The sequence below is a fragment of the Zoogloea sp. genome (assembly GCF_041911615.1).
Taxonomy (GTDB): domain Bacteria; phylum Pseudomonadota; class Gammaproteobacteria; order Burkholderiales; family Rhodocyclaceae; genus Zoogloea.
In genome coordinates, this window is sequence record NZ_JAYROR010000066.1 from 23743 (window position 1) to 37510 (window position 13768).

The window sequence follows — 13768 nt, forward strand, 5'->3', positions numbered from 1 at the left end:
ATGGCAAAGAACGTGGTTGTGGTCGGCACCCAATGGGGTGACGAGGGGAAGGGCAAGATCGTCGATTGGCTCACCGATCAGGCGCAGGGTGTTGTTCGCTTTCAGGGCGGTCACAACGCCGGCCACACGCTGGTGGTCGGCACCACCGAGTACAAGCTGAACCTCGTGCCCTCGGGCATCGTTCGTGAAGGCGTCGAATGTTTCATCGGCAACGGCGTGGTGCTCGACATCCATCATCTGCTCGCCGAAGTGCGCGGTCTCGAGGCCGGCGGTATCAAGGTGCGCGAGCGCCTCAAGATCAGCCCGGGCTGTCCGCTGATCCTCGGCTACCATTCCGCTGTCGATCGTGCCCGCGAGGCGAAGAAGAGCGCGGGTGAAAAGATCGGCACGACCGGCAAGGGTATCGGCCCGACCTACGAGGACAAGGTTGCTCGCCGCGCGCTGCGCGTTTATGACCTCTTCGATCCGAAGCGCTTCGCTGAGAAGCTCGCCGAGAACCTCGAATACCATAACTTCGTGCTGACCCAGTATCTGGGCGCCGAGGCCGTCAATTTCCAGACGGTGTTCGATCAGGCCATGACCGATGCGAAGGAAATTCTGCCGATGGTCACCGATGTGTCGGCCGACCTCTACGCCATCAACAAGGCTGGTGGCAACCTGCTGTTCGAAGGTGCTCAGGGCACGCTGCTTGACATCGACCACGGCACCTACCCGTTCGTCACGTCCAGCAACTGTGTGGCGGGTCAGGCCGCGGCGGGTTCCGGTGTCGGTCCGGGCCGCCTGCACTACGTGCTGGGGATCACCAAGGCTTACTGTACGCGCGTGGGGGGTGGTCCTTTCCCCACCGAGCTGGATTTCGAGACCGCCGGTACGCCGGGTTATCAGATGTCCACTGTGGGCCGCGAGTTCGGCACCGTGACGGGGCGCAAGCGTCGCTGCGGCTGGCTGGATCTGGCGGCACTGAAGCGTTCGATCATCATCAACGGCGTTTCCGGCCTGTGCATTACCAAGCTCGACGTGCTCGACGGGTTGCCGGAATTGAAACTTTGCGTCGGCTACATGCTCGACGGCAAGCGCATCGATCTGTTGCCGATGGGTTCCGAGGAAGTCGTACGCTGCGAGCCGATTCTTGAAACCATGCCGGGCTGGAGCGGCACCACCTTCGGTGCCCAGAGCTGGGATGCGCTTCCTCCGGAAGCCCGGGCTTACCTGCACCGCATCGAGGAAATCTGCGAGGTGTCGATCGATGTGATCTCGACGGGCCCCGAGCGTGACGAGACCATCCTCAAGCGTCACCCCTTCGGCGCCTGAGCGGTTTGCCGGACGTCACTGGTTGGTCGCCCTCGTTTCCGCCGCTGTGCTGCGTTGCATGCGGTGGTGGAGAGGAGGGCAGGCCCGCCAGGTGTCGTTGGTCAGTGCATAAAACAAAAAAGCCGGTCGAATGACCGGCTTTCAAGTGAGTTCTGGTGCCCAGAAGAGGACTCGAACCTCCACGCCTCGCGGCACTAGTACCTGAAACTAGCGCGTCTACCAATTTCGCCATCTGGGCAGCGAAGGCGCTATTATAGATCAAACATTCCGCCATGCAAGCACTTCACACGCGTACCGCAGTCATGACTGCCTCGATCCCAGCCGGCCCCGCCGTGGCGGTAACCGCTTGCGTGAGCGTCCTCGATGCGGTCGCCTTATCGTTTGAAGCGCCGACCCTAAAAACAAAAAAGCCGATCGAAAATCGATCGGCTTTTCCTGAAACCTGGTGCCCAGAAGAGGACTCGAACCTCCACGCCTCGCGGCACTAGTACCTGAAACTAGCGCGTCTACCAATTTCGCCATCTGGGCAACGAAGGCGCCATTATAGATTAGAAAGAACCTGTGTCAACCAACAAGTCTAAAAACACCCAAAAACTGAGCGAACTGCGTCGCAGCGATCCGTATTTCGAGCGCGAAAGCCTGAAGTACGATTTTCCCCTTCCGAGTCGCGAATTCATCATGCAGACGCTGGCCGAGCATGGTGTGCCGCTGCCAATCGCCGAGCTCGCCGAAGCGTTGGATATCCGGCCGGTCGAACGCGAATTCTTCGAGCGACGCATGTTCGCGATGGAGCGCGACGGGCAGGTGATGCGAAATCGCCGCGGCGCCTATCTGCTGCCCGCCAAGGCCGATCTGCTCCGGGGCACGGTCCAGGGTCATCCCGACGGCTACGGCTTCGTGGTGACGGACGACGAGGGACCGGACATCTTCCTCGGCCCGAACGAGATGCGCGAAGTGCTGCACGGCGATCGAGTGATGGTCCGCGTCGCTGGAATGGATCGGCGCGGCCGCCCTGAGGGCAAGCTGGTCGAAGTGCTCGAACGCGCCAATTCGCGAATCGTCGGGCGTGTCCTGGTCGAGAACGGCGTTACCTTGGTCGTGCCGGAAAACCGCCGCATCTCACAGGAGATCCTGCTTGCCCCGGGCAAGGCGAAGTTCAAGCCCGTGGCCGGTCAGGTGGTGGTGGTCGAACTCGTGGAGCAGCCGACCCGCTACGCACAGCCGGTTGGACGCATCGTCGAGCTGCTCGGCAACTACGCCGACCCGGGCATGGAGATCGAGATCGCCCTGCGTAAGCATGAACTGCCATTCGAATTCTCGTCGGCGGCCAAGGCGCAGGCCCGTCGTCTGCCGGAAAAAGTCCGCAAGATGGACTGGAAGGGGCGGGAGGATCTGACCGCGCTACCACTCGTCACCATCGATGGCGAGACCGCGCGGGACTTCGACGACGCAGTGTACTGCGAGCGTCAGGGGCGCGGCTTCCGACTGGTGGTGGCGATTGCGGATGTCTCGCATTACGTGACGGTCGGTTCGGCGCTCGATGGCGAGGCCTACGACCGCGGTAACTCTGTTTACTTTCCGCGTCGGGTGATCCCGATGCTGCCGGAGAAGCTGTCCAACGGGCTGTGCTCGCTCAACCCCCAGGTCGAGCGCCTGTGCATGGTCTGTGACATGGCGATTTCGCAGACCGGGGTGATCAAGCAGTACCGTTTCTATCCGGCAGTGATGTTCTCGAAGGCGCGCCTGACCTACAACCAGGTGGCAGCGGCGTTGTATGACAACGATGCGTCGGCGCTCGAGGTGATCGGCGAACTGCTGCCCCACCTGCAGAACCTCGACAAGCTGTTCCGGGTGCTGCTCAAGGCGCGCGCCAAGCGGGGGGCGATCGACTTCGAGACCCAGGAGACGCGGATGATCTTCGACGACAACGGCAAGATTGCCCAGATCGTTCCGGAGAGCCGTAACGACGCGCATCGCCTGATCGAGGAATGCATGCTGGCGGCAAACGTCTGCGCGTCCGAGTTCCTGCAGGCGCACGAACATCCGGCGCTCTACCGCATCCACGAAGGTCCGACGCCCGAAAAGCTCGCCAAGCTGCGAGAGTTCTTCGGTGAGTTCGGGCTGCAGCTCGGCGGCGGCGACGAGCCGAAGGCCGCCGATTACGCGCGTTTGCTCGAGAAGATCCAGGGTCGGCCCGACCTGCAGCTGCTGCAGACGGTGATGCTGCGTTCGCTGCGTCAGGCCCAGTACAGCCCCGACAACGTCGGCCATTTCGGCCTGGCGTATGACGCTTACACCCATTTCACCTCGCCGATCCGGCGCTACCCGGACCTGCTCGTGCATCGCGCAATCAAGGCGGTGCTGCAGGGCGCGCGCTACGTGCCGGCGCAGGACGAAGGCGATTGGGAGGCCATCGGCCTGCATTGTTCGATGACCGAGCGGCGTGCCGACGAGGCCGACCGGGATGTCGAGAACTGGCTCAAGTGCTATTACATGCAGGACCGCATCGGCGAGGAATTCGACGGCAGTGTTTCGGCAGTGGTACCGTTCGGGCTTTTTGTCGCGCTGGACGACGTCTTCGTCGAGGGCCTGGTGCATATTTCCGACCTCGGCAGCGACTACTTCCACTACGACGACGCCCACCACTCGCTGGTCGGCGAACGTGCCGGCGAGCGCTATCGTCTCTCCGATCGCATCCGGGTCCAGCTCGTGCGGGTGAACATGGAAGCCAGCAAGATCGACTTCCGCCTCGTGGCCGGCGCCGCACGACCGACCGAGCGCGTCGGCAAGACTGCGCGTGAGAAGGCTGCGTCCGAGCCCGTTTCTCCTGTGCCTGAAAAGTCGGTCCGCCGGCCGCGGGCGACTGAGGTCGTCGATGCCGGTGAGGCGCCCGTCAGTGCGGCTGCGCCGAAGCGGAAGTCCGTCGCCGGAAAGGGCGCCGGTGACGCCGCCAAGACCGGCAAGACCGTAAAACCCGCAAAAGCCACCAAGTCCGCCAAGCCGCGCAAGCGTGCGGCGAGCGGCGCAAAGAAGAAAGCCAAACCCCGTGTCTGACAACACCGCAAGCTCCCGTCTCATCTACGGCTTCCATGCCGTGCTGGCCAAGTTGCGCCACGATCCCGAAGCCATCTTCGAGATCTACACCGACGCCAAGCGCAACGATCCGCGCGCCAGGGATCTGGTCCGCCACGCCGAGCAGCTTGGCACCCGCTTGATTCCGACCGAGGGGGAGCGCCTCGACAAGATGGTCGGAACGCGTCGTCACCAGGGTGTCGTGGCCCGTATCGACGGACGCCGCAAGGAGCTCAAGCTCGCCGACGTGCTCGACGGCCTGACCGAGCCGGCCTTGCTGCTGGTCCTCGACGGGATCCAGGATCCGCACAACCTCGGCGCCTGCCTGCGGGTGGCGGATGCGGCCGGCGCCCACGCCGTGATCGCCCCCAAGGACAAGGCGGTCGGACTCAACGCAACGGCGGTGAAAGTGGCCAGCGGGGCCGCCGACACGGTGCCCTACGTCACCGTGACCAACCTCGCGCGGGCCCTGCGCGAGATGCAGGACGCAGGGGTGTGGATTCTCGGCGCGGCTGGCGAGGCGGAGAAATCGATCTACACCGTCGATCAGAAGGGGCCCATCGCGTGGGTGCTGGGCGCCGAGGGCGACGGCTTGCGTCGCCTCACCCGAGACACCTGCGACGAACTCGTGCGGATTCCGATGTACGGCACGGTCGAAAGCCTCAACGTGTCGGTGGCGAGCGGGCTGTGCCTGTTCGAGGCACGCCGCCAGCGCGCGTGAAGATCGACTACGCCGAAGTCCGGGCTTTGCTGCGGCGTAGCCGCAGCGGTGCGCTGGGCACGCAGTCGCTCGGGGTGCCCGGCTATCCTTTCGTCAGCGCCTTGCCCTACGTACCCGACGAGGCTGGGTGTCCCGTTTTTTTGCTGAGCGAATTGGCAGAGCATACCCGCAACCTGCGTGCCGATTCGCGCGCCAGCTTGCTGGTGACTGAAGGCCCAGACGGCGATCTGGCGCAGTCCCGGCTCACCCTGGTGGGTGATGTCACGCCGGTCAGCCTCGATGCCGGGCGTCAGGCGCGCTACCTGCGCTATCGACCGGACGCGGCCGAATACCTTGCATTGGGGGATTTCCGTTTCTTCCGTCTGATGCCCTTCAAGGCGCGATTCATCGGAGGATTCGGTCGGATGGGCTGGATCGACGCGGAGACGTTGCCGGCAATGCTGGCGCCGGAGATCGAGATGCGTCTGGTGGAACGGCTTGCGCGACTGGCACCGGTCGGGGTGGGTGTGCTGGGGATCGATTGCGAGGGCGTCGATCTGCGCATCGGTGGCATCTTTCGCCGCCTGGCGCTGCCGCCGACCGACGGCAGCGTGGCTGCGCTCGAGGCGGCGGCAGGCGGTGTGCTGCTGCAGGCGGAGCCGACTCCGCCCGCGGCAGCGGGTTCGGACTACGCCTGAGGTCAGTCCACCCGGTTCAGCTTGTCCATGTACTGCTTGGTGAACACGCGGTCGGGCAGTTCCTTGGCGGTCATCTGCGAGTAGCGCAGCACCGACATGTCTCCCTTTTTGAGGGCGTCTTCCATCACGAGCTGGGTCGGCCGGGTGCGGCCGCCCAGTTCCTTGAATTTCTCGTAACGGCACACCTTGAGCAGCCGGTCGGAGATCGAGTAGAACTCGGCCTTGTAGGGCCAGTTGTTGGATTGGCGCACCCAGTACAGCACCTTGGCGTAGGTCACGCCACGGTCGACGGCGGTGAGTTCGAGGACGTGCATCTTCTCGCCCTCGATGGTGTCGGTGCGCAGGATCTTCGGTTCGTAGTCGCCGGAGAAGTTGGCGCGCGCCAGGTCGCCGTTGGCCACCTGGCCGGTCAGGCGCTGGGCGAGGGAGAGGCGCACCGGCTGCGACACGTTTGGCATGAAGACCCACAGGTCACGGCCACGCATCAACATCGCCTGACCACGGTCGGTGGCCGGTTCGAGCGTCTGGACGATGGTGTTCTCGTTGCCCTTGGACAGGATGCGGTACTTGCGATCTTCCTGCTGCTCGCCGACGCTGGTCGAGGTGATGTCGATCACGACCTGGAAGCCTTCTCGCGGAAAGCGGATTTCGTCGGCCTTGGCGACGATGGCGCGGGCCTGCTCCGGATCATCCGCCCGGGATACCCCGCCGGACACCAGCGCCAGCGCGGCCAGGGCAAGGCCGAGGCAGCGCGCCCGGCAGGTCGAGGGGCTAAACTTGAGGCTCATAGTGTTATCCTTTAAAAGCAAACAACATAGACCGGTGTACCGATGCAAACAATCGACGATGACTACGCAGAAAAGGTCCTGAAGGCGAAGCCGCCGAAGATCATCGAGATCAGTCACGTCAGTAAGGTCTATCGCCTTGGTGATCAAGATGTCAAGGCGTTGAGAAACGTGTCCCTCGATGTTCGCGAGGGCGACTTCATGGCGATCGCCGGGTCATCGGGAAGCGGCAAATCCACGCTGCTTAATATCATGGGGTGCATCGATACGCCAAGCGAGGGGCGCGTGAAGGTGAATGGAAAGGACGTCTCTGGCCAGACGCCCGACGAGCTGGCCGACATCCGTGCCAGAACCATCGGTTTCATTTTCCAGACCTTTAATCTGTTGCCGGTGCTGTCGGCCGAGGAGAACGTGGAGTATCCGCTTCTCCAGATGCCCGAGATCAGCAAGGAAGAGCGTCGCTCGCGGGTCAACGATTACCTCAAACTGGTGGGCCTCGCCCGCTACGCCCACCATCGCCCCAATCAGCTGTCCGGTGGCCAGCGCCAGCGGGTGGCGATTGCCCGCGCGCTGGTGACCCATTCGCGCGTCGTGCTGGCCGACGAGCCGACGGCCAACCTCGACCGCAGCACGGGCAAGAGCATCCTCGAACTGATGCGGCGCATCAACGAGGATTGCAAGACCACTTTCGTTTTCTCCACCCACGACAAGCAGGTCATGAGTATGGCTGCCCAGCAAGTCCGGATGGAGGACGGTCAGCCGACCAAGCTCGGGTCCAAGCAGGAAAACGGCACCTGGCGTTTCGTCGCCTACAAGGTGTGAGGCGGACCATCGGGCGCCGCCAATCGGCACAAGAATTCGATGTAATGAGGAACGCAGGGAATGAACAGCTTTAACCACACGCTCCGCCGCTGCGCGTTTGCGCTCGCGGCGATCACGTGCGCCGGTACCGCCTCGTCGGCCGACGATGATTTGGCGCTTGACGACGAGCCGGTCGCGAAGGGGCCGAAGACCGCGGGCTATCTCCAGTTCGACGTCGCCCGGACCTACGGTGGCAAGGATCACTGGTCCATGGCGCGCTCCCGTGCCGAGGTTGCGGCGACGGGAGGAGACAGCGTGAAATGGAAGATTTCCGGTCGCGCGGATGCCGACGCGGTGTTCGGCATCGATTCCGGCTTCTATCCCGACGCGGTGCGCCGCGATCAGCAGTACCAGTTCGATCTACGGGAAACCTACGCCGACTTTTCGGTGGGCGACGTCGATTTTCGCGTCGGTCGTCAGCATGTGGTGTGGGGTGAAATGGTCGGTTTGTTCTTTGCCGACGTGGTGTCGGCGCGGGATTTGCGCACGTTTTATCTTCCCGATTTCGAGCAGCTGCGGATTCCCCAGTGGGCCGCACGAGCGGAATACTATTTCGGTGAAACGCATGCCGAACTGTTGTGGATTCCCGTCCCGAGTTACGACCGTATCGGCAAGCCGGGTGCGGAGTTCTACCCGCTACCGCGTGATTACCGGGTGTCCGGTGAGGTGAAGCCTGACAATTCGCTTGGCAATACCAACTGGGGCGGTCGCCTGTCGCGCATGGTTGGTGGCTGGGATCTGTCGGGTTTCTACTATCGCAGCATGGATGTCGCCCAGACTTTTTATTTCACTGGCTTCAACGGCATGCAGCCTGAATTCCAGCCGCGTCATGAGCGCATCAGCCAGGCCGGCGGCACGGTGGCGAAGGATCTGGGCGATTTCGTGCTCAAGGGTGAACTGGTCCACACCCGCGGCCGCAAATTCAATGCGGTCGATCCGACGGTCGTTCAGAACGGTCTAATCGACCAAGACACAATTGATTACGTGGTTGGCGTCGATATTCCGGCGTTTCGGGACGGCCGCATCAACCTGCAATATTTCGCCCGCAGGATGCTCGACTATGATCCTCGGACCGGCGCGGAACGGACCGAAGGGGGCGCCAGCGTGCTCCTCAATACGAAGCTCGGCAACGGCCTGGAGGCCGAGGCGCTGTATGTTTCGATGTTGAATCGTAACGATTATATGGTTCGCCCGAAGCTGATCTGGTCGGCCAGCAAGAGCTGGCGAGTGGTGCTGGGCGTGGATGCCTTCGGCGGCAGCTCGACCGGCATGTTCGGCCGTTACGCAGACCGCGACCGGGTGTATACCGAGGCGCGCTGGTCCTTCTAGATTGCCACTCGGATTAGGTATGATCCGCGCCGGACAAATCCCGAGAGGAATATTTTTGTCATGCAGATGGCAAAGCGGGGTGCCCTTTTTGGGGGGGCGTGACGTTTTTCTCCGGGCGTGAAGGCGCGCTGCCGTAATATCCGCCCGTTATCATTCAAAGGCTGAACTTAGGCCGTATCCAGGGGATGTACCTTATGAAACGCGTTTTGACAAAAGGCCTGCTGGCTTGCGCCGTCGTGGCCGGTCTTGCCGGATGTGCGACGACTTACCCGCCGGCCCCGGCGACCGCCGAGAGCGCCGATTACAACTACCAGATCGGCCCCGGTGACAACGTCAATATCGTCGTCTGGCGCAATCCCGAACTGTCGATGACCGTCCCGGTCCGTCCTGACGGCAAGATCACCACGCCGCTGGTCGAGGATCTGCCCGCCTCCGGTCGCGACGCCAGCACCCTGGCCCGCGAGATCGAGCAGGCCCTCGGCAAGTACATCCGAGATCCGGTCGTGACCGTCATCGTCACCACCTTCGTCGGCCCCTACGCCCAGCAGGTCCGTGTCGTGGGCGAAGCCGCTAAACCGCAGACCCTGGCCTTCCGCCAGAAGATGTCGCTGCTCGACGTGATGATCGCCGTGAACGGCCTGACCGATTACGCTGACGGCAACCGGGCCACGCTGCTGCGGACTTCCGAAGGCAACAAGCAATACACCATCCGTCTGAAGGATCTCGTCAAGCGTGGCGATGTCTCGGCCAACGTCGAGATGAAGCCGGGCGACGTCATCATCATCCCCCAGAGCTGGTTCTGATCCTTCTCGTGATTGTCCCCCGGGGTTGTCCTGGGGGAGCGCATTCGGAATTTCCCAATGGAAGACATTTTAAGACAGCTGTCGGTGACCCTCCGCGGCATGTGGCTGTATCGCTGGTGGGGCCTGGCCGCCGCCTGGATTCTCGGTCCCATCGTCGCCGCGGTTGTCTATCTGCTGCCTGACCGCTACGAGTCCTCGGCCCGCGTCTATGTGGACACCCAGTCGATCCTGAAGCCGCTGATGTCCGGGCTGGCCGTCCAGCCCAACGTCGATCAGCAGATCGGCATCCTGAGCCGCACGCTGATCAGCCGTCCGAACGTCGAGAAGCTGATCCGCATGGCCGACCTGGATCTCGCGGCCAAGACCAAGGAAGACCGCGAGACGCTGGTCACCAACGTCACCAAGGCGCTGCAGATCCGCGAGGCGGGCCGCGACAACCTCTACACCCTGGCCTACACCGACACAGATCCCGAGCGGGCCAAGCGTGTTGTGCAATCGATGGTTTCGATCTTCGTCGAGTCGGGTCTCGGCGACAAGCGCAAGGATTCCGATACTGCGCGGCGCTTCATCGAGGAGCAGATCAAGGCCTACGAGCAGAAGCTGATCGAAGCCGAGAACCGCCTCAAGGAATACAAGGTGCGCAACATGGGCGTGATCGGCTCGGGCGGCCAGGATTATTTCCGCAAGATGACCGAGGTGAGCGAGCAGCTCAACCAGGCCAAGCTCGCCCTGCGTGAAGCCGAGAACTCCCGCGATGCCCTCAAGCGCCAGCTCTCTGGCGAGGAGTCGGTGGCCCTGCCCGAGAAGATGTCTAGCGCGACGCTGGCCTCGGTGCCGGTGCCCGAGCTCGATGGTCGCATCGAGACTCTGAAGAAATCCCTCGACGGCCTGCTGCAGAAGTACACCGACAAGCATCCTGACGTGGTCGGCACCCGCAAGGTGATCGCCGAGCTCGAGGCCCAGAAAGCCGAGGAGCTGCAGGCCCGTCGCAAGGCGGCGGCTGCGGCCACCGCATCTGCGGGGGCGGGCGTGGGTTCGTCGGCCAACGTCAATCCGGTGTTCCAGCAGATGCGCCTGTCGCTGGCCGAATCCGAGGCCAACGTGGCGTCCCTGCGGGCGCGGGTGTCCGAGTACGAATCCCGACTGCAGCAGCTCGGCGCGGCGTCCCGCACCCTGCCGCAGCTCGAGACCGAATTCACCCAGCTCAACCGCGACTACGACATCAACAAGAAGAACTACGACGCACTGGTCTCCCGTCGCGAATCCGCCACGATGGCGGTCGAGATGGGTGCGACCTCCGGCGTGGCCGACTTCCGCCTGATCGATCCGCCCACTGTCCCGAGCAAGCCTTCCGCTCCGAATCGTCTGCTGTTGATGCCGGCTGCCGGTCTGGCTGCGTTGCTGTTCGGCGGTCTGGTGTCCTTCCTGATCAGCCAGATCCGGCCGGTCTTCTCGGATACCCAGGTGCTGCGCGAGGTCACGGGCCTGGCCGTGCTCGGCGCGGTCAGCATGATTGGCGATCCCGATCGCCTGCGCAATCAGCGCCGGGGCAAGGTGGTCTTCCTCGGTGGCGTGGGGGCACTGGTCGGACTGTTTGGCGCAATGACTGTCTGGCTGTTGCTGGCCAGAATGGGTTAAGAGGCGAACATGAGCATTATTGAAAAAGCAGTCGAGCGACTCGAGCAGCTCCAGAAAGTCACCGCCGCTCCGGCGGAAAGCGAAGTTGCCGCCGAGGCGTCGCGCGCGGTCGAGCCCGTTCAGTCCGTAACCCCCGCCGCGCCGGTAGTGTCGGCCTTCGCCGACCAGCCAGCACGCGTCGAGCCGGTTGTCGTCGAGGCCGCGCCGCAAGCCGCCGAGCCCGCCAGAGCGAAAGCGCCGCAGGCCGCGGGCTCGCCCTCCAAGTCCATCGAGATCGATCTCGACCGCCTCCAGTCGATCGGCATCGTCACGCCGAACGCGCCGCGTTCGCTGATCGGCGACGAGTTCCGGATCATCAAACGGCCGTTGCTGCGCAACGTACAGGGCAAGGGGGCGTCGGCGATCGCCAACGCCAACCTGATCATGATCACGAGTTCGCTGCCCGGCGAGGGCAAGAGCTTCAGCTCGATCAACCTGGCCATCAGCATGGCCATGGAACTCGACCACACGGTGCTGCTGATTGACGCCGACGTGTCGCGTCCGTCGGTGCTCAACATTCTCGGCCTGCCGCCGAAGAAGGGCTTGATGGATGTGCTCACCACGCCGGGCACCCAGCTCAGCGACGTGATGCTGAAGACCAACATCGAGAAGCTCAGCCTGCTGCCGGCCGGGACGCCCCACCCCCGGGCGACCGAACTGCTTGCCAGCGACGCGATGAACAACCTGCTCGAAGAGCTGGCCGTGCGGTATTCCGACCGGATCATCGTGTTCGATTCCCCGCCGCTGCTGGTCACCACCGAATCGCGTGTGCTGGCCACCCACATGGGGCAGATCGTGATGGTCGTCGAGTCGAACCGCACGACTCAGGCCGCCGTCAAGCAGGCGCTCTCCACCATCGAGAGCTGCCCGGTCAAGCTCATGTTGCTGAACAAGGCCTTGCAGTCCGGTGCCGGCTCCTATGGCTACGGCTATGGCTATGGTTACGGCTATGGCTACGGCCACGCGCCGAAGGAGAACGCGTGAGTTATCCCGCTTCCCGTATCGTGCTGACCACCCGCCGGCGGCGTCTTGCGCTGGTGTGCGCCGCCCTCGGGCTCGGCGCCACGCCGGCGATCGCCCAGCAGCGCGAGTTCGCCGTTGTTCCCTCCGTTCGTCTGACCGAGACGGTCACCGACAACGCGCGCCTGGGGCAGAGCTCGTCGGGGACGGAATGGATCACCCAGCTCAATCCGTCCGTCCGAGTCGATGCCAAGTCGGCGCGCATCGACGGTCAGATGACCCTCGGCATGAACTCGGCGATGTACGCCAACGGCACCCAGCCGAACACCAACCAGTTGTTGCTCAACGGTAACGGCAAGCTCACGGCCTGGGAAAATCACGGTTTCATCGATCTGTTCGGTTCCATTTCCCGCCAGCCCACCTACGCCTTCCAGCCCCAGGGCACGGGGGGCGTGACCGGTACCAGCAACCTCTCCGAGGTCAAGCTGTTCACCGTCAGCCCCTACCTCAAGGGGCGCTTCGGCAGCACCGGCACGGTGGAGGCGCGTTACTCCATGAGCGACATGGAGTCGAATTCGACCGCGGTGTCGCGCAATCTCACCGACACGTGGTCGCTGACGGCCAGCGATCCGTATGCGCTGGGTCGGCTCGGGTGGGATTTCAATTACCGAGACAGCCACACCGAAAGCACCAACCGGCGCGACATCGACCATACCTCGTTGCGTTTCGGCGGTACCTTCGCGGTCGATCCCCAGCTCATGCTGCGGGTCATCGGTGGTAGCGAAACCAGCAATTACACCTCGGCCGACACGACCACCAAGACCATCTATGGCGGTGGCGGCGACTGGCGGATCAGCCCGTTCACCACCTTCAAGGGTACCGTCGAACACCGCTTCTTCGGCACGGGCTACGATCTGTCCTTCGAGCATCGGGGCCCCCAACTGGCTGTCCAGGCCAGCTACAGCCGCGACGTCAGCTCCCTGGGGCAGAGCCTGCAGGGCGCCACCAGTCAGTTCGATCGGCTGATGGCGCACCCGGCGCTGGTTGCGTCCTTCCCGAATCCGAGTGTCCGTGCGGCGTTCATCACGCAGAACTACGCGACGCTGCTCAGCATGTTCCCTGGCACGACGGACCTGACGAACGGGTTTTACCTCGACCGTCGCCTGCAGCTCAGCGTGACCTTCATCGGTGCCCGCAATTCACTGACCTTCACGGGATTCCGCACCGAGCGCACGCCGCTGACCGAGAGTTCGTTCTCCCTGTCGCCCACCACCTCGACGACCAGCAATTACACCACCACCGGCGGTACCGCCACGGTCCAGCACAAGCTCACGCCGATCACTTCCGCCAATCTGTCGCTGACGGCGATGCGTAGCGAAACCGGCCAGGCCACGGTGTCCGGCACCGCGACGGGCCCGGTCTCGGCGCGCTCGCGCATGATCACCGCCGGTCTGACGACCAACTTCACGCCCAAGACGACGGGCTCGCTGAGCATCCGCAACAGCCACGGCTCCGGTAGCACCTCCTACACCGAGAACGCGCTGTACGGCACCGTCCTCTACCAATTCTGAG

The 13768-nt window shown here is 63.4% G+C and carries 11 protein-coding genes and 2 tRNA genes; 10 read left to right on the forward strand and 3 right to left on the reverse strand.

The genetic code is table 11. The annotated features are described in order from the left end of the window. Positions 1 to 1311: an adenylosuccinate synthase gene (locus ACE3P2_RS07415; RefSeq protein ID WP_374262837.1), complete on the forward strand. Its 1311-nt coding sequence runs from the start codon at positions 1 to 3 to the stop codon at positions 1309 to 1311. Positions 1312 to 1464: 153 nt separating this feature from the next. Here the strand turns inward: ACE3P2_RS07415 and ACE3P2_RS07420 are convergent. Continuing rightward, positions 1465 to 1549, reverse strand: a tRNA-Leu gene (locus ACE3P2_RS07420). Between the two features lie 205 nt (positions 1550 to 1754). Next, positions 1755 to 1839 (reverse strand) — tRNA-Leu (locus tag ACE3P2_RS07425). A 150-nt stretch (positions 1840 to 1989) separates the two neighbouring features. Between ACE3P2_RS07425 and rnr the strand changes: the two genes are divergently transcribed. From rnr to ACE3P2_RS07440, 3 genes are read left to right on the forward strand one after another with little or no spacing between them, the layout of a single operon-like run. After that, the gene (gene rnr, locus ACE3P2_RS07430) at positions 1990 to 4365 is read left to right on the forward strand and encodes a ribonuclease R (RefSeq protein WP_374262840.1); all 2376 of its coding nucleotides are present in this window, start codon (positions 1990 to 1992) and stop codon (positions 4363 to 4365) included. After that, a complete protein-coding gene (gene rlmB / locus ACE3P2_RS07435) occupies positions 4358 to 5104 on the forward strand; it encodes a 23S rRNA (guanosine(2251)-2'-O)-methyltransferase RlmB (protein ID WP_374262842.1) in 747 nt (248 codons plus the stop codon). Before rnr ends, rlmB begins: the two co-directional genes overlap by 8 nt. Continuing rightward, positions 5101 to 5781, forward strand: coding sequence for a HugZ family protein (locus ACE3P2_RS07440; protein ID WP_374262844.1), 681 nt, complete (start codon positions 5101 to 5103; stop codon positions 5779 to 5781). The genes rlmB and ACE3P2_RS07440 overlap by 4 nt, the downstream gene beginning before the upstream one ends. A 2-nt stretch (positions 5782 to 5783) precedes the next feature. Here the strand turns inward: ACE3P2_RS07440 and ACE3P2_RS07445 are convergent, their stop codons facing one another. Then, on the reverse strand, positions 5784 to 6569 hold the full coding sequence (locus ACE3P2_RS07445; protein WP_374262847.1) for an outer membrane lipoprotein-sorting protein: 786 nt from the start codon (positions 6567 to 6569) through the stop codon (positions 5784 to 5786). A gap of 42 nt (positions 6570 to 6611) precedes the next feature. Between ACE3P2_RS07445 and ACE3P2_RS07450 the strand changes: the two genes are divergently transcribed. From ACE3P2_RS07450 to ACE3P2_RS07475, 6 genes are all read left to right on the forward strand, one after another. Beyond that, the gene (locus ACE3P2_RS07450; protein ID WP_374262850.1) at positions 6612 to 7388 is read left to right on the forward strand and encodes an ABC transporter ATP-binding protein; all 777 of its coding nucleotides are present in this window, start codon (positions 6612 to 6614) and stop codon (positions 7386 to 7388) included. Positions 7389 to 7448: 60 nt separating this feature from the next. Continuing rightward, positions 7449 to 8756, forward strand: a complete 1308-nt coding sequence (locus tag ACE3P2_RS07455; RefSeq protein ID WP_374262853.1) for a DUF1302 family protein — start codon at positions 7449 to 7451, stop codon at positions 8754 to 8756. A gap of 194 nt (positions 8757 to 8950) precedes the next feature. Further along, entirely contained in the window at positions 8951 to 9559 is a 609-nt protein-coding gene (locus tag ACE3P2_RS07460; protein ID WP_374262856.1) for an XrtA/PEP-CTERM system exopolysaccharide export protein, read from the forward strand. A 57-nt stretch (positions 9560 to 9616) separates the two neighbouring features. After that, positions 9617 to 11197, forward strand: coding sequence for an XrtA system polysaccharide chain length determinant (locus tag ACE3P2_RS07465; protein WP_374262858.1), 1581 nt, complete (start codon positions 9617 to 9619; stop codon positions 11195 to 11197). A gap of 9 nt (positions 11198 to 11206) precedes the next feature. Next, on the forward strand, positions 11207 to 12220 hold the full coding sequence (locus tag ACE3P2_RS07470) for an XrtA-associated tyrosine autokinase (protein WP_374262861.1): 1014 nt from the start codon (positions 11207 to 11209) through the stop codon (positions 12218 to 12220). Further along, positions 12217 to 13767, forward strand: coding sequence for a TIGR03016 family PEP-CTERM system-associated outer membrane protein (locus ACE3P2_RS07475; RefSeq protein ID WP_374262863.1), 1551 nt, complete (start codon positions 12217 to 12219; stop codon positions 13765 to 13767). The genes ACE3P2_RS07470 and ACE3P2_RS07475 overlap by 4 nt, the downstream gene beginning before the upstream one ends. Position 13768 lies beyond the last annotated feature (1 nt).

Coding starts and splice junctions, on each gene's coding strand:
- ACE3P2_RS07415 (WP_374262837.1), top strand. CDS start 1: ATGGCAAAGAACGTGGTTGTGGTCGGCACCCAATGGGGTGACGAGGGG.
- rnr (WP_374262840.1), top strand. CDS start 1,990: ATGCAGACGCTGGCCGAGCATGGTGTGCCGCTGCCAATCGCCGAGCTC.
- ACE3P2_RS07445 (WP_374262847.1), bottom strand. CDS start 6,569: ATGAGCCTCAAGTTTAGCCCCTCGACCTGCCGGGCGCGCTGCCTCGGC.
- ACE3P2_RS07450 (WP_374262850.1), top strand. CDS start 6,612: ATGCAAACAATCGACGATGACTACGCAGAAAAGGTCCTGAAGGCGAAG.
- ACE3P2_RS07455 (WP_374262853.1), top strand. CDS start 7,449: ATGAACAGCTTTAACCACACGCTCCGCCGCTGCGCGTTTGCGCTCGCG.
- ACE3P2_RS07460 (WP_374262856.1), top strand. CDS start 8,951: ATGAAACGCGTTTTGACAAAAGGCCTGCTGGCTTGCGCCGTCGTGGCC.
- ACE3P2_RS07465 (WP_374262858.1), top strand. CDS start 9,617: ATGGAAGACATTTTAAGACAGCTGTCGGTGACCCTCCGCGGCATGTGG.
- ACE3P2_RS07470 (WP_374262861.1), top strand. CDS start 11,207: ATGAGCATTATTGAAAAAGCAGTCGAGCGACTCGAGCAGCTCCAGAAA.